Origin of the sequence: Mycolicibacterium rhodesiae (genome assembly GCF_002086695.1) — a bacterium.
GTDB classification, from domain to species: Bacteria; Actinomycetota; Actinomycetes; order Mycobacteriales; family Mycobacteriaceae; genus Mycobacterium; species Mycobacterium rhodesiae.
On sequence record NZ_MVIH01000017.1, the window covers coordinates 18,664 to 34,469 of the forward strand.

Genomic DNA, 15,806 nt, shown 5'->3' on the forward strand with positions numbered 1-15,806 from the left:
GATGAGCCAACCAATGGGCGGGCTCGTCGTCGCGATCGCCGGTTCCTCCGGCCTGATCGGCTCGGCTTTGGTGTCGGCGCTGCGCGCCGCCGACCATCGGGTGCTGCGCATCGTGCGCCGGGCGCCGGCCAACGGCGACGAGCTGCACTGGAATCCCGACAGCGGCGAGTTCGATCCGTCCGGCCTGGAGGGCGTCGACGCGGTGATCAACCTCTGCGGCGTCAACGTGGGCGACAAACGGTGGTCGGGTTCGTTCAAACAGAGCCTGCGCGACAGCCGCATCGGCCCCACCGAGGTGATCGCCGCGGCCGTCGCCGACGCCGGGGTGCCGACGCTGATCAACGCCAGCGCGGTGGGGTATTACGGCAACACCGGCAGCCAGGTCGTCGACGAAACCGCCCCTGCCGGAGGCGGATTCCTGGCCCGGCTCTGTATCGACTGGGAGGCCGCGGCGCTGGCCGCCGAAGATGCCGGCGCCCGGGTGGTGCTCGCCCGCTCCGGACTGGTGCTCTCCCCCGGCGGCGGCGTGTTGGCCCGGCTGCGGCCGCTGTTCAGCCTCGGGTTGGGCGCACGGATCGGCAACGGCAGGCAATACATGCCGTGGATAAGTCTCGAAGACGAGATCCGCGCGTTGCTGTTCGCGATCAACAACAGCGACCTGTCGGGTCCGGTGAACTTCACCGGACCGGCTCCGGTGACCAATTCGGAGTTCACCGCCGCGCTGGGCCGGGCGTTGAACCGGCCGACGCCGCTGCTGGTGCCCGGGTTCGCCCTGCGGACCCTGCTGGGCGAGTTCGCCGACGAGGGGCTTCTCTACGGTCAGCGGGCGATCCCCGCCGCCCTGGAACGGGCCGGGTTCGTCTTCCACCACAACACCATCGGCGAGGCGCTGGCCTACGCCACGACGTCCGCTCAGGGGTAGTAGCGTCGATTGGGTGCGGGAATCCATTCGATCGAGCTCAGCCGGCATGCGGGTGCGCCAGCTGGGCAGCGTCGACTACCAGGACGCGTGGCAGATGCAACGCGAGTTGGCCGATGCCCGGGTGGCCGGCGGGCCCGACACGATGCTGCTGCTGGAACACCCGGCGGTGTACACCGCGGGTAAGCGGACCGAAGCCCACGAGCGACCGATGGATGGCACGCCCGTCGTCGACACCGACCGTGGCGGCAAGATCACCTGGCATGGCCCCGGCCAGCTGGTCGGGTATCCGGTGATCGGGCTGGCCGAGCCGTTGGATGTGGTGAATTATGTTCGGCGCCTTGAGGAATCGCTGATCTCGGTATGCGCCGGATTGGGCTTGGAGACCGGCCGGGTCGAGGGTCGCTCCGGTGTGTGGGTGCAACGAACCCGCAAGATCGCCGCGATCGGGATTCGGGTGGCTCGCGGAACCACGCTGCACGGTTTCGCCCTGAACTGTGACTGCGACCTTGGCGCGTACTCGGCGATCGTGCCGTGCGGAATCTCCGATGCCGGGGTGACTTCGCTGAGCGCTGAACTCGGCCGTCACGTCGGTGTCGAGGACGTTCGTACCCGGGTCGCCGACGCGGTGAGCGACGCCCTCGACGGTCGCCTGCCCGTAAGCTTGACGTCGTGAGCATTGAACCGGAAGGCCGCAAGCTGCTGCGCCTGGAGGTCCGCAATGCCGAGACCCCGATCGAGCGCAAGCCCCCGTGGATCAAGACCCGTGCGCGCATGGGTCCCGAGTACACCGCGCTGAAGAGCCTGGTGCGCCGCGAGGGGTTGCACACCGTATGCGAGGAAGCGGGCTGTCCCAACATCTTCGAGTGCTGGGAAGACCGGGAAGCGACGTTCCTGATCGGCGGTGAGCAGTGCACGCGCCGCTGCGATTTCTGCCAGATCGACACGGGTAAGCCCGCCGAACTGGATCGCGACGAGCCGCGCCGGGTGGCCGAGAGTGTGGCCGCGATGGGGCTGCGCTACGCGACGGTGACGGGCGTGGCCCGTGACGACCTGCCCGACGGCGGGGCGTGGCTGTACGCCGAGACGGTCCGCGCCATCAAGGAGCTCAACCCGGCCACCGGCGTCGAACTGTTGGCCCCGGACTTCAACGGCGAGCCCGCCCTGCTGCGTGAGGTGTTCGACTCGCGCCCAGAAGTGTTCGCGCACAACGTGGAAACGGTGCCGCGGATCTTCAAGAGGATCCGCCCGGCGTTCCGCTACCAGCGCAGCCTCGATGTCCTGACGGCTGCCCGCGCGGCGCGTCTGGTCACCAAGAGCAACCTGATCCTCGGCATGGGTGAAACCATCGACGAGGTGCACACCGCGCTCGCCGATCTGCACGGCGCGGGCTGCGACATCGTCACGATCACCCAGTACCTGCGGCCGTCGGTGCGTCATCATCCGGTGGAGCGCTGGGTCAAGCCCGAGGAGTTCGTCGCGCTGGCTGAATACGCCGAGGGGCTGGGCTTCGCCGGGGTGCTGTCCGGCCCGTTGGTCCGGTCCTCCTATCGGGCCGGCCGGCTGTACCAGCAGGCCGCGGATGCGCACAAGCTATCCCGGTGACCGCGGCTTACCGCTGATCGCCGTTCCGTATTCTTGGTAGTTATGGCGAAAACCCGTAACGCTGCCGAGAACAAGGCAGCCAAGGCCGAGGCGAAGGCCGCCAGCAAGGCCGCAGCCAAGCAGCGCCGCAGCCAGTTGTGGCAGGCGTTCCAGATGCAGCGCAAGGAAGACAAGCGACTGCTCCCCTACATGATCGGCGCGTTCGTGCTGATCGTGGCCGCTTCGGTGGCCGGCGGCGTGCTGGCCGGCGGGATCACGCTGTACCTGCTGATCGTGCTCGGCGTCGTGCTGGGCGCCCTCGTGGCGTTCATCATCTTCGGCAGGCGCGCGCAGAAATCGGTGTTCCGCAAGGCCGAGGGGCAGACGGGTGCCGCGGCATGGGCGCTGGACAACCTGCGCGGCAAGTGGCGGGTGACGCCGGGAGTTGCGGCCACCGGCCATTTCGACGCCGTGCACCGGGTGATCGGCCGGCCGGGCGTGATCTTCGTCGCCGAGGGTTCCCCGGCGCGGGTCCGGCCGCTGCTGGCGCAGGAGAAGAAGCGCACCGCGCGACTGATCGGCGACATCCCGATCTACGACGTGATCGTCGGCAACGGCGAGGGCGAGGTCCCACTGTCGAAGCTGGAGCGGCATCTGACCAAGCTGCCCGCCAACATCACTGTCAAGCAGATGGATTCACTGGAGTCCAAGCTCGTCGCCTTGGGTTCTCGGATGGGTCCGGCCGCGATGCCCAAGGGCCCGCTGCCCGCACAGGCCAAGATGAAGGGCGTGCAACGCACCGTACGCAGGCGCTGACCAGTTTCGGGGGGATGTCATCTGTACTGCTTGTGAGTGGGCGCCGCATTTCAGTGCGCTGGGCTCGGGGGTTCTGACACGGCGGACCGCGTTGCGTGCGGCTGCGGTGACAGCGGTCGCGACGGCGGCGGCCGCCTGCGGCGACAAACAACCCGCGACGGGCGCGACGAGGTTCGCCGATGTGGTGTTCCGCGGCGGCCGGATCTACACCGTGTCGCCCGCCCATCCGTGGGCGCAGGCGGTGGCGGTCACCGGCGACACCATCTCCTACGTGGGCGACGACGAAGGCGCGGCGGCACTGGAAGGACCGGACACCCGCGTCGTCGACCTCAACGGCGACCTGATGCTGCCGGGGTTCGTCGAGGGCCACATCCATCCGTTCCTCGGCTCGTTTTTGACCAGTGGGGTCGACCTGCAGGTCCCCACCGGGGCGGACGCGCTGGCCGCGATCGCCGCGTACGCGACTGCGCACCCTGATGGCCCCGTGCGCGGATTCGGTTGGCGCGTGGACATGTTCGGGCCGGACGGGCCCACCCGCCAGGAGCTGGACCGGGTGCTGCCGGACCGGCCAGGGTTCTTCTTCGCCATTGACGGCCACAGCATGTGGGCCAACAGCAAGGCCCTTCAGATCGCCGGCGTAGGCCGCGATACCCCGGACCCGATTCCCGGGTTCAGTTATTACGTCCGTGACGAGCACGGCGATCCCACCGGGTACCTCCTCGAAGTCGACGCGGTGCTGAGCCTGGTCAACGCCGTCGATCCGATCTCGCCGCACTCGATGCAGACACTGCTGGAGTCCTGGCTGCCGAAGGCCTCGGCGGCCGGCATCACCTCGGTCTTCGATGCCGGCGTGCCGCCGATCGGCGAGGATCAGGGCGCACTGATCGCGCTGTACACCGATCTGGAGCGGCGTGGCGGGCTGCCGTTCCGGGTCGTCGCGTCGTACAGCGTGAAAGCCCCACCGGTCGACGACGCGGTGGCGAAGCTGACCGATATCCGCGACAGGGTCTCGACGGAACTGGTGACCGTCGGCGCGGTGAAGATCATCGGCGACGGCACCCAGGGTGGATATACCGCGTGGCTGATCGAGCCGTATGCGGACAAACCGGATTCGATCGGCGGCTCGCCGTTCACCGAAGAACAGTGGCGCCAGCTGGTTCGCGAGGTCGACGCGGCCGGCTTCGATGTGCATGTGCATGCCTGCGGTGAGCGCACCGCTCGCACAGCGCTGGATGCGATCGAGGCGGCGATCGCCGTCAATCCGCCGCGTGACCGCAGGCACACCATCGCCCATCTGGTGTACGTGCAGGATCCCGACAGTCAGCGGTTCGGCAAACTCGGTGTGACCGGCCAGTTTTCGGCCAACTGGATGTCGGCCGATCCGGACACCATGCAGAACATGGCGGCGCGATACGGCCAACCTCGTCAGGAGCTGTTCTACCGCGCGCAGGACATCCTGCGGTCCGGCGGCCGGATCTCGCTGGGCACCGACTGGCCCGCGGCCGGCTACTTCTCCACCTACAAGCCGCTCGATTCCATCCAGATCGGGGTGACCCGCCAGCTGATCGGTCAGCCCGACGCGCCCGTGCTGGCCCCGGCCGATCAGAAGCTCAGCGTCGCCGAGGCCGTACACGCCAACACGATGGGCGCCGCCTACCAGATCCGGCTCGACGATAAAGTCGGCTCGGTCGAGGTGGGCAAGCGTGCCGATCTGATTGTGTTGGATTCCAACATCTTCGAGATCGACCCGCACGACATCCACCGTGCGGCCGTCACGATGACGATGATGAACGGACAGGTCCGCCACCAGGTGTAGCTCAGGCGGCGATCACCTGCAGCAACTGGCCGTTGAGGTAGACCTCCGCGGAGCTCCGCGGAATCTTCGGCGTGCCAGGCATCGGTGGCGCGGCGGAATGGTAGTGCGCCCCGGTTGGCGTCATCAATTCCGTTGTGTGCGTGCCATTTTCGCCGACACCGGCGGTCACCCGCCAACCAGGCGCTTCCTTGGCGTAGTTGCACGCCTCACACAATCCCTGCCCGTTCTCCGCGCTGGTGGCCCCGCCGCGGGAGTGCGGTACCGCATGGTCGTGGTGCCGAATCGGCGCGTCGCAGTATGGGGTTCGGCACCGCTGATCCCGCAATTCGATGAAGTCCGCCAAGCCTTTCGGGAACAACCGCGACCGCGAGTCCATGGCGACCAGCGCACCGCTGTCCGGGTTTGCGTAGAGCCGACGCAACGTGGCGCGCGACCGCTCATCGGTGACCGTGTCCATGATCATCTTCTGAGCCACCGCCGAGGGAACTGAGCCGTAACCGGCGATCACCGCCGCACCCTGCTCGGCGCCGAGCAGCATTTGATCGGAGACCACCAGGTTCACCGTCATCGGCACGGGCTCGTCAGCCGGCCGCCCGGTCACCCGCTCGACCAGCGTGTCGGCCATGACCTGTCCCCGTGAGCGCGCGTCAGCGCAGAGATCGGCCTCTCTCTTGAGCGCGGCATACACCGAAACACCTTGAGCGACCGGCAACAAGGCCGTCACATACGTCATCGCATCCGGCGCCGGACGAGTCGTGACCGTGCGTTCGGCTTCAGCCTTCGCGGCCCGGTCAACGACGGCATGCGGGTCCAGCCGGTAGGCGATCGCTTTCGCCTTCGCCCCCAGAGCCGCGTCGCCCACACCCAGCAACGCGTCGGAATCCGAACACAATTCGGAATCAAGCCGCCGACGATCCTCGACGTCCAGGCACGCCGACTCCCGCACCACGATCGTGGCCCGCCATTCCGACAACACCCCACGTTCGAGCGCAGCCAACGTATGCGGCATCTCATAGACGAGGGCCTTGGCGAAGCCGAGATGCTGCCCGCCGCGGGACGGCGAATCACGCCGGGCCAGTGCCACCTCAGAAGCGAGGCCCCGGCCCCGTTTCCGAAACGGAACCCCAGCCGCCTCCTCCGCCGACCTGCGGGCGGCATCCAGCGCGGCCGTCAACCGCGCCTGCCCCGCCGCCACCGCGGCTTTGAGCCGCTCCAGCTCCGCGATCCCCTGGACCATCGCCGATTGGTCAGCCGGGTCGATATCCAACAGTTCATCGAACATGTGTTCGAGTATGCCATCGACCCCCGACAGGAGTCAGCGCCGGACGACCGCCGTCATCGTCAGGCGGTCCTGCAGCCCGCGCCCGTCGGCGTCGGTGAACAGTCCCGGGATCACCAAGGCGAGCAACAGGCCTCGCGCGATCGCCCGGCCACTGCCGACGTGCTGGCGGTTGTCGACCGGGATCACCATCAACCCGAGCGCGTACTGCCCCGGGGTGAACCCGAACAGCCGCACCGACAGCACGCCCAGCACGAACCAGATGGCCAGGACGGCGGTCGACAGCACCGAGACACTGATCAGTCCCAGCGACATCCCGAGCGCCGCCAGCCCGTAACCGATCAGCCAGTCGATCAGCAGCGCAAGGAATCGCCGGCCCATCCGCGCCAGGGAACGAGGCCCGGATTCCGGCAGGCCCAACTCCTCGCCCGGCCACCCGGCGTCGTCGCCCGGCTTTACCGGTTCGGGTCCGGACAGCCAAGATCCGAGTTCGCGTGCCATGGCCCCAGAATATGCGGACTACCGGCATCCCCCTGTCCAGCGCCGCAGGTCCATTGCGTAACGTCGGCGCAACATGAGCTTGACGACCGTGCAACATCAGATCCATAGCGTCAGCCGCGGGTTAACAAACCCACGTGCCGATATCTGCGTCAAACCGGCTGCACCGAAGGAGTTAGTAAGTGGCAGAAAAGACAGCTGACGACCTGTTCAAGCTGATCAAGGACCAAAAAGTCGAGTACGTCGACATCCGGTTCTGCGATCTGCCTGGCGTTGTCCAGCACTTCTCGATCCCCGCCTCAGCGTTCGACGAGAGCGTCTTCGAGGACGGCCTGGCGTTCGACGGATCGTCGGTGCGCGGTTTCCAGTCGATCCACGAGTCCGACATGTTGCTGCTTCCGGACCCCGTCACCGCACGCATCGACCCGTTCCGTGCCGCCAAGACACTCAACCTCAACTTCTTCGTGCACGATCCGTTCACCCGTGAGGCCTACTCGCGCGACCCGCGCAACGTGGCCCGCAAGGCGGAGAACTACCTGATCAGCACCGGTATCGCCGACACCGCCTACTTCGGCGCCGAGGCCGAGTTCTACATCTTCGACTCGGTGAGCTTCGACTCGAAGATCAACGGCACCTTCTACGAGGTCGACTCCGAGTCCGGCTGGTGGAACTCCGGCGAGCCCTTCGAGGCCGACGGCTCGGCCAACCGTGGTTACAAGGTGCGCCCGAAGGGCGGCTACTTCCCGGTGGCGCCGTACGACCACTACGTCGACCTGCGCGACGACATCACCACCAACCTGCAGAACGCCGGCTTCACGATCGAGCGCGGCCACCACGAGGTGGGCACCGCCGGGCAGGCCGAGATCAACTACAAGTTCAACACGCTGCTGCATGCGGCCGACGACGTGCTGTTGTTCAAGTACATCGTCAAGAACACGGCGTGGGCGGCCGGTAAGACCGTCACGTTCATGCCGAAGCCGCTGTTCGGTGACAACGGTTCGGGCATGCACGTGCACCAGTCGCTGTGGAAGGACGGCAAGCCGTTGTTCCACGACGAGTCGGGCTACGCCGGCCTGTCGGACATCGCACGTCACTACATCGGCGGCATCCTGCACCACGCGCCGTCGCTGCTGGCGTTCACCAACCCCACGGTGAACTCCTACAAGCGCCTGGTGCCGGGCTACGAGGCCCCGATCAACCTGGTGTACAGCCAGCGCAACCGGTCGGCCGCGGTGCGTATCCCGATCACCGGCAACAACCCGAAGGCCAAGCGCCTCGAGTTCCGCGCGCCGGACAGCTCGGGCAACCCGTACCTGGCGTTCGCGGCGATGATGATGGCCGGCCTGGACGGCATCAAGAAGAAGATCGAGCCGCAGACGCCGGTCGACAAGGACCTCTACGAGCTTCCGCCGGAAGAGGCCGCCAATATCCCGCAGGCGCCGACCTCCCTGTCGGCGGTCATCGACCGTCTCGAGGCCGATCACGAATACCTCACCGAGGGTGGCGTTTTCACGACCGACCTGATCGAGACGTGGATCTCCTACAAGCGTGAGAACGAGATCATGCCCGTTCAGATCCGGCCTCACCCGTACGAGTTCGCGCTGTACTACGACGTCTAGATCGACGCCGCGGTAAGACGACGGAGCCCACTCACCCCTTCCGGGGCGGGTGGGCTCCTTCGTTGAGAGTTAACGAGGGACACCTATCCGGACCGTAGTCCGAATAGTATGGTCAGTGCTATGCCTCAAGCCTTGGAGACTCGCCTCAACACCTACTCCCCGGCAGTTCTCAGTCTGTTCCGGGTGGTCTTCGGACTGCTCTATACCTGCCACGGCGCGAATTGGCTCTTCGGCTGGCCCACCGGTGGCCCCGCCGCCGAGATCGGTGCCTGGCCAGGATTTTTTGCCGGCATCATCGAACTGGTTGCGGGCATCCTCATCACCCTCGGACTCTTCACCCGAATCGCCGCATTCATTGCCTCCGGCGAGATGGCCGTCGCGTACTTCACCCAACACCTCCCCACCGGGTGGATTCCGATGACCAACAAGGGCGAACTCTCCGTGCTCTACTGCTTCGCCTTCTTCCTGTTGGTGTTCACCGGCGCCGGCGCATACGCGCTCGACGCGGTACGCAGGCGGCACTGAGGTTTATTTGACCGATTGGCCAATTAGCCTGGCCGACAACGGCTAGTAAGGTCGCCCTCATGGCTGAAAACCTGGACGCCCGCCTCAGTTCGTACTCCGATGCAGTGATCAGTCTGTTCCGCGCAGTCTTCGGGTTGCTGTTCTCCTTGCACGGAACCAGCCTGTTGTTCGGCTGGCCCAGCGGCCCAGCGGCTGCAATCGGCGTATGGCCCGACTTCTATGGCGGTGTAATCGAGTTCGCGACGGGCGTCCTTGTCGCGACCGGACTGTTCACCCGGATCGCGGCATTCATTGCCTCCGGCACAATGGCTTTCACCTACTTCACCATGCATTTCCCCGACGGTTGGATACCGCTGACCAACAGCGGCGAACTCTCCGTGCTCTATTGCTTCGGATTCCTGCTGCTGGTGTTCACCGGCGGCGGAACCTATGCAGTCGATACCGTTCGCCGCCGACGTTCGGCGTAGCCGTCACACGCATTCCAGTAGCGTGTCGGGCACCTCACCAACCGGTCCGATGGTTGCGTAGGTGCGCAGCCGGCCGTTCACCGGATCGGTTGTCGCACAGACAATGCCGCACTTTCCCGCATCGATCCGCTGGGCGATGATGGGCGATCTGGACAGCGATCCGGGTGGCACCCTCGGGAATCACCGCGTCGTCCCACGCCCTTATCGCGGCGCGCATAGCGCGGCAGCCCGAGGGTCGAGGCCGGTTATCTGGACCGGCTCCGCGAGGGGCGGCGCAATTACTACCGCATCCGGGCCGATCGGCCCTTGCGGCATCCCGTCGAACGTGGCCATCGCATCGGCGAGATCCTGGCGGTGCTGCACGAGCCAAAGGATCCCGACGGGGCGAGCTAGGCGTCGAGCGCCAAATCCTTACGGAAGCGCCGCATCCCGTCGATCTTGTCGGCAGTCGACGCGTCGGGCCCGGAGTAGAACATCCACGGCATCGTCACGATGCCGGTGATGCCCGCTGCCGCGGCGCGCTCGTAGTGCGGAATCGTGAACGCGTCGGTCAACGGGGTCAGGATCTCGTAACCGTCCATGCCGAGCCCGTTTTCGGCACGCAGCTCGCGTAGCTTGTCGACCCGCAAGATCGCCTGGTCCAGGCTGATCAGGTCGCCGATCCAACCGTCGAGCCGCGCCGCTCGCCGCAGCGCGATGTCAGACAGTCCCCCGCTGTAGATCGGGATGTGCGGCGGGGTCGGCATCATCTCCAGCCGAGGAGTCTTGTAGAACTCGCCGTCGAACTCGGTCCAGCCCGGCTGCCACAGCGCGCGCATCAGCTCGATCATCTCGTCGGTTCGCTTGCCGCGCTTGGCGAACTGCTGACCCATCAGGGTGAACTCTTCTTCGCACCAACCGACGCCGATGCCGAGTTCCACCCTGCCATCGGCCAGATATGCCGCAGTGCCAATGGATTTGGCCGCCGAATACGGATCGCGCATCCCGGGGATGTACACCGTCGTCACAAACTTGATCTGCTGCGTGGCCTGCGCCAGCGCACCGACCAGCACCCACGGGTCTGGCCAGTCGGTGAACGGCTGCCAGCGTCGCTCGCCGTTCTTCGTGTACGGGTACGGGGTGGACAGCGTTTCCAGGTTCACCACATGGTCTGGGATGCCGAGGCCCTCATAGCCCAGATCATCGGCGGCCTTCGCGATCTCGACGATCTCGCGGGTCTCCAGAAACGCAACGCTCACATAAAATTTCAAAGTCATCCCGCATCCCTCGCCCACGCCGGCATGATGAACACTCCTTCTGCTTCCACGGTCGGTCCCTGTGCGTCGGCGAGAAACCCGCGAGCGTAGGTCTTGTAGCCTTCGGTTCGTTCGTGCCACGCCTCACCGCGTAGCGGTCCCAGCGGTGTGCCCCGCAGATATTTCAGCGTGATCGTGCCGGTGAACTTCGGCTTGCTGAGCTGACTGGTGGCGGCCTCGCCCAGGAGCTGGTCGAGCAGCAGCGCGCAGATGCCGCCGTGCACCAAGCCGGGCGGCCCCTCGTACACCGGCCCGAGAGTGAACTCGGTCCAGCACCTGCCGTCCTCGTGATGAGTGATCATCGGCGGAGCGAGCGGATTGTGCCGCCCGACAGCCGGATTGCGCCACACCACGGGAAGCCCGGACTCCTCGTGGCGCAATATCCGCGGTCGGTCGGTCGGGGTGCGTTCGAGCATCTCGCTCACCTCGTCGATGGTCTGCCGGGCCCGCTGAATCGTCTCGGCGTCGGCCCCGCTGTGCAGGCTGGCGTCGATGAGCCTGCGCAACGCCTCCGCCAGCGGCTCGTGCAACGCCTCGACCCGGTCATGCTCGTCGGCGCTGATCACGCCAAACTCGAAATCCATCCCCAGACCCTTAACTTCTCAGACCCTTAACTTCCGAACACCCTGAGCACCACGGCTTTTGCCCGCCGTGTCACCCGCAGGTAGTTGTCCAAAAACTCTCCGCCGTCGTCGTTGTGCCAGCCCGCGGCCACCGCGACCGCGTTGAGCTGCCGTCCGGGCCCGGGCAGCTGGTCGGTCGGCTTGCCGCGGACCAGAACCAGCGCGTTGCGCGCGGCGGTCGCCGTCAGCCAGGCCTGACGCAACAGATCGACGTCGTCCTCGCCCAGCAGTTCGGCGGCGCCGATCGCGTCCAGCGTCTCCAGCGTCGAGGTGTTGTGCAGCGACGGAACCTCGTGGGCATGGCGCAGCTGCAGAAGCTGCACGGTCCACTCGACATCGGCCAGGCCGCCGCGTCCGAGCTTGGTGTGGGTGTTGGGGTCGGCGCCGCGTGGCAGCCGTTCGGCGTCCACCCGTGCCTTGACCCGCCGAATCTCCTGCACCGCTTCGGCCGACACTCCGCCGGCCGGGTAACGGGTCTTGTCTGCCATCAACACGAAACGCAGCCCCAGATCCAGATCACCGGCGACCGGGTGCGCGCGCAGCAGCGCCTGGACCTCCCATGGCTGCGCCCACTGCGCGTAGTACGCCTCGTACGAGGACAGCGTGCGCACCAGCGGACCCTGACGTCCTTCGGGCCGGAGGTTGGTGTCGACCTCCAAAGGCGGGTCGGCACTGGGGGTTCCGAGCAGCGCGCGCACCTGCTCGGCGATCAGCACCGACCATTTGAGGGCGCGGGACTCCTCGACGCCGGGACCGGGCTCGCAGACGAACATCACGTCGGCGTCCGACCCGTAACCCAGTTCCCTGCCCCCGAGCCGGCCCATCCCGATGACCGCGATCTTGGCAAGCGCCTCACCACCGTCACGGGTGTTCGCCCGCACCACCGCCTCCAGCGCCGACTGCAGCACCGCCACCCAGACCGAGGTCAGAGCCGCACAGACCTCGCGGACCTCGAGCATGCCGAGCAGATCCGCCGACGCCACCCGCGCCAGCTCGCGGCGACGCAAGGTGCGCGCGGCCGCAATGGCCCGCATCGGATCGACATGGCGGCCACTGGATGCGACCAACGCCCGGCCGACAACCTCCGGGTCGACGTCGAGCAGCTTGGGACCGGACGGACCATCGGCGTACTGCTGAATGACCTCCGGCGCCCGCATCAACAGCTCCGGCACGTAGGCCGACGTTCCCAGCACCCGCATCAGACGTTTGGCCACCGCGCTCTCGTCACGCAACGTGGCCAGATACCAACGCTGTTCGGCCATCGCCTCGCTGATCCGCCGATAGGCCAGCAGCCCCCGGTCCGGATCGGGAGTGTCCGACAACCAGTCCAGCAGCCGGGGCAACAGCACCGACTGCACCCGGCCGCGCCGGCCACTCTGGTTGACCAGCGCACTGAGGTGGGTCAACGCGGTCTGCGGGCCCTCGTACCCCAGCGCCGCCAGCTGCCGTTCGGCGGCCTCCGGGCTCAAGCCTGCCGCAAGGCCTTCCACCGACGGGCCGACCGATTCCAGCAGCGGTTGATAGAAGAGCTTGGCGTGCAACCGCGACACCCGCACGTTCTGGCGCTTGAGCTCCTCGCGCAGCACGCCCAGCGAATCGTGGGTGCCGTCCGGCCGGATGTGTGCCGCCCGCGCCAGCCAGCGCAGCGACTCCTCGTCGTCCGGCGGCGGCAGCGTGTGAGTTCGCTTGAGACGCTGCAACTGCAGTCGATGTTCGAGCAGCCGCAGGAATTCGTACGACGCAGTCAGGTTGGCGGCATCATCGCGCCCGACATAGCCACCGGCAGCCAAGGCCGCCAGTGCGGGGACGGTCGAGGAGACGTGCAGTGACTCGTCGGTTCGCCCGTGCACCAATTGCAGGAGCTGGACCGCGAATTCGACGTCACGAAGCCCGCCCGTCCCGAGCTTGATCTCGCGGTCGCGGAGGTCGGCAGGCACCAGCGCCTCCACCCGCCGCCGCATGGCCTGCACCTCGGGTACGAAATCCTCACGCTCGCAGGCACTCCACACCATCGGCATGATGGCCGCCATGTACTGCTCCCCCAGCTCGGCGTCCCCGACCGCCGGCCTGGCTTTGAGCAGTGCCTGGAACTCCCAGGTCTTGGCCCAGCGCTGGTAGTACGCGAGGTGCGATTCCAGGGTCCGCACCAGGGCGCCCTGCTTGCCTTCCGGCCGCAGGCCGGCGTCGACCTCGAAGAAGGTGTCCGACGCCAGCCGGATCATCTCCCCGGCAACCCGGGTGCTCACCGAATCGGCGTCCTCACCGACGAAGATGACGTCGACGTCGCTGACGTAGTTCAGTTCGCGCGCACCGCATTTGCCCATCGCGATGACGGCAAGCCGCGGTGGCTCAGCGCCGTCCTTGCACACCGTCGCGCTCGCCACCTTCAGCGCAGCACCCATGGCGGCGTCGGCGATGTCGGCCAGATGTTCGCCGATCGTGGAGAACGCAGGCACCGGCTCGTTCTCCACCGTGGAGGCCGTATCGAGGGCGGCCAGGACCAGCAACCGGTCCCGATAGAGGACGCGCAGCGCCGGCATGATCGTCATTGGGTCCGTACCGAATTCGGCGATGCGGTCGTCGAACAGGCGCCGCAGTTCGGCGGGCTCGGGCAGCGTGACGTCACCGGAGAGCAGGTGCCACGACTGAGGGTTGGCCACCAGGTGGTCACCCAAGGCCAGCGACGAGCCGATCACCGCGAACAACCGGCCGCGCAGACCGCGATCCTTCAGCAGCGCGGAATTGAGCTGTGGCCAGTCGTCATCCAGCGCATCGGCCAGCCGGACCATCGTCTGCAGGGCGGAGTCAGAATCGGGTGCACGCGACAGCGACCACAACAGCTCGACGTGGTCGTCGGTATCCCAGCCCAGCCTGGCCAGGTCGGCAGCCGCAGATGGCTCGACCAGACCGAGCCGACCCACACTGGGTACGCGCGGGCGCTGCGTCGCTGGTTTGGCCACGTGCACGACGTTAGCGCACGGATAGACCGGCTAAAGAGACAGATAAGCCTTCAGTTCGTACGGCGTGACATTGCTGCGGTACTCCTCCCACTCCGCGCGCTTGTTGCGCAGGAAGTAGTCGAAGACGTGCTCGCCCAACGCCTCGGCGACCAGCTCGGAGCTCTCCATCTCCTGCAGGGCAATACCCAGGCTGGACGGTAGCTCGCGATAACCCATCGCGCGGCGCTCCTCAGGGGTTAGCGTCCACACGTTGTCCTCGGCCTGCGGGCCAAGCACGTAGTTCTTCTCGATACCGCGCAGCCCGGCCGCCAGCAGCACCGCGAACGTCAGATACGGGTTGCAGGCGGAGTCGGGGCTGCGTACCTCGATGCGACGCGAGGACGCCTTGCTCGGGGTGTACATCGGCACCCGCACCAGCGCGGAGCGGTTGGACGCCCCCCACGACGCCGCGGTCGGCGCCTCGCCACCGTGCACCAGCCGTTTGTAGGAGTTGACCCATTGGTTGGTGATCGCGCTGATCTCGCTGGCGTGCTCGAGGATCCCGGCGATGAACGACTTCGCGACGTCGGACAGCTGCAGCGGATCGTCGGGACTGTGGAAGGCGTTGTTCTCACCCTCGAACAGGCTCATGTGGGTGTGCATCGCCGAGCCCGGATACTCGGCGAACGGCTTCGGCATGAACGACGCTCGCACGCCCTCGCCGAGCGCGACCTCCTTGACGAGGTAGCGGAACGTCATCACGTTGTCGGCCATCGACAGGGCATCGGCGTAGCGCAGGTCGATCTCCTGCTGGCCGGGCGCGCCCTCGTGGTGGCTGAATTCCACCGAGATGCCCATCTGCTCCAGCGCGTCGATGGCGTGGCGGCGGAAGTTCGGCGCCGAATCGTGCACGGCCTGATCGAAGTAGCCGCCGTTGTCGGCGGGGACCGGAGCCGAGCCGTCGTAGGGGCCGGGCTCGAGCAGGAAGAACTCGATCTCGGGGTGCACATAGCAGGAGAAGCCGAGGTCGCTCGCCTTGGCGAGCTGACGCCGCAACACATGGCGGCTGTCGGCCCAGGACGGCGAGCCGTCGGGCATTGTGATGTCGCAGAACATCCGCGCCGAGTGATGCTGGCCCGCACTGGTGGTCCACGGCAGCACCTGGAACGTCGACGGATCCGGGCGCGCGACGGTATCGGATTCGAAGACCCGCGCGAAGCCCTCGATCGACGATCCGTCGAAGCCGATACCCTCTTCGAACGCGCCTTCCAGCTCGGCGGGCGCGATCGCGACCGACTTGAGGAAGCCGAGCACGTCGGTGAACCACAGCCGGACGAACCGGATATCGCGTTCCTCCAGCGTGCGCAGCACAAATTCCTTCTGGCGGTCCATGAATGCGAGCGTATGCAGCGGGTGTTAATTCCGT

At 66.7% G+C, this 15,806-nt stretch carries 14 protein-coding genes; 8 read left to right on the forward strand and 6 right to left on the reverse strand.

Features of this window, described 5'->3' with window-relative positions; translation table 11 throughout:
- Position 1: 1 nt before the first annotated feature.
- Genes BST42_RS24335 through BST42_RS24355 form a run of 5 tightly spaced genes read left to right on the forward strand, consistent with a single transcriptional unit; the run spans position 2 to position 5,135 of the window.
- A complete protein-coding gene (locus BST42_RS24335; RefSeq protein ID WP_083121891.1) occupies positions 2 to 922 on the forward strand; it encodes a TIGR01777 family oxidoreductase in 921 nt (306 codons plus the stop codon).
- Positions 923 to 935: 13 nt separating this feature from the next.
- Positions 936 to 1,595, forward strand: a complete 660-nt coding sequence (gene lipB / locus BST42_RS24340; protein ID WP_083121892.1) for a lipoyl(octanoyl) transferase LipB — start codon at positions 936 to 938, stop codon at positions 1,593 to 1,595.
- Complete coding sequence (lipA, locus tag BST42_RS24345) at positions 1,592 to 2,524, forward strand: lipoyl synthase (protein WP_083121893.1); 933 nt, start codon at positions 1,592 to 1,594, stop codon at positions 2,522 to 2,524. Before lipB ends, lipA begins: the two co-directional genes overlap by 4 nt.
- A gap of 42 nt (positions 2,525 to 2,566) precedes the next feature.
- Positions 2,567 to 3,319, forward strand: coding sequence for a DUF4191 domain-containing protein (locus BST42_RS24350; RefSeq protein WP_083121894.1), 753 nt, complete (start codon positions 2,567 to 2,569; stop codon positions 3,317 to 3,319).
- Positions 3,320 to 3,338: 19 nt separating this feature from the next.
- Positions 3,339 to 5,135 (forward strand): amidohydrolase, encoded by a 1,797-nt coding sequence (locus BST42_RS24355; RefSeq protein WP_083121895.1) that lies wholly within the window; start codon positions 3,339 to 3,341, stop codon positions 5,133 to 5,135.
- A 1-nt stretch (position 5,136) separates the two neighbouring features.
- On the opposite strand, the gene BST42_RS24360 is transcribed toward BST42_RS24355, so the two are convergent.
- The gene (locus BST42_RS24360) at positions 5,137 to 6,417 is read right to left on the reverse strand and encodes an HNH endonuclease (RefSeq protein WP_083121896.1); all 1,281 of its coding nucleotides are present in this window, start codon (positions 6,415 to 6,417) and stop codon (positions 5,137 to 5,139) included.
- Positions 6,418 to 6,450: 33 nt separating this feature from the next.
- Positions 6,451 to 6,915, reverse strand: coding sequence for an RDD family protein (locus tag BST42_RS24365; RefSeq protein ID WP_083121897.1), 465 nt, complete (start codon positions 6,913 to 6,915; stop codon positions 6,451 to 6,453).
- A 179-nt stretch (positions 6,916 to 7,094) separates the two neighbouring features.
- Between BST42_RS24365 and glnA (BST42_RS24370) the strand changes: the two genes are divergently transcribed.
- The 3 genes from glnA (BST42_RS24370) (at position 7,095) to BST42_RS24380 (ending at position 9,523) form a co-directional block, all read left to right on the forward strand.
- Positions 7,095 to 8,531, forward strand: coding sequence for a type I glutamate--ammonia ligase (glnA, locus tag BST42_RS24370; RefSeq protein WP_036344627.1), 1,437 nt, complete (start codon positions 7,095 to 7,097; stop codon positions 8,529 to 8,531).
- Between the two features lie 120 nt (positions 8,532 to 8,651).
- Complete coding sequence (locus BST42_RS24375; protein WP_083121898.1) at positions 8,652 to 9,056, forward strand: DoxX family protein; 405 nt, start codon at positions 8,652 to 8,654, stop codon at positions 9,054 to 9,056.
- 59 nt (positions 9,057 to 9,115) lie between these two features.
- Positions 9,116 to 9,523, forward strand: a complete 408-nt coding sequence (locus tag BST42_RS24380) for a DoxX family protein (protein WP_083121899.1) — start codon at positions 9,116 to 9,118, stop codon at positions 9,521 to 9,523.
- Between the two features lie 389 nt (positions 9,524 to 9,912).
- Here the strand turns inward: BST42_RS24380 and BST42_RS24385 are convergent, their stop codons facing one another.
- From BST42_RS24385 to glnA (BST42_RS24400), 4 genes are read right to left on the reverse strand one after another with little or no spacing between them, the layout of a single operon-like run.
- Positions 9,913 to 10,773, reverse strand: coding sequence for a TIGR03619 family F420-dependent LLM class oxidoreductase (locus BST42_RS24385; RefSeq protein WP_083121948.1), 861 nt, complete (start codon positions 10,771 to 10,773; stop codon positions 9,913 to 9,915).
- Positions 10,774 to 10,775: 2 nt separating this feature from the next.
- The gene (locus tag BST42_RS24390) at positions 10,776 to 11,402 is read right to left on the reverse strand and encodes a PaaI family thioesterase (protein ID WP_083121900.1); all 627 of its coding nucleotides are present in this window, start codon (positions 11,400 to 11,402) and stop codon (positions 10,776 to 10,778) included.
- Positions 11,403 to 11,428: 26 nt separating this feature from the next.
- The gene (locus BST42_RS24395; protein WP_110918754.1) at positions 11,429 to 14,407 is read right to left on the reverse strand and encodes a bifunctional [glutamine synthetase] adenylyltransferase/[glutamine synthetase]-adenylyl-L-tyrosine phosphorylase; all 2,979 of its coding nucleotides are present in this window, start codon (positions 14,405 to 14,407) and stop codon (positions 11,429 to 11,431) included.
- Positions 14,408 to 14,431: 24 nt separating this feature from the next.
- A complete protein-coding gene (gene glnA / locus BST42_RS24400) occupies positions 14,432 to 15,772 on the reverse strand; it encodes a type I glutamate--ammonia ligase (RefSeq protein ID WP_083121901.1) in 1,341 nt (446 codons plus the stop codon).
- Positions 15,773 to 15,806 lie beyond the last annotated feature (34 nt).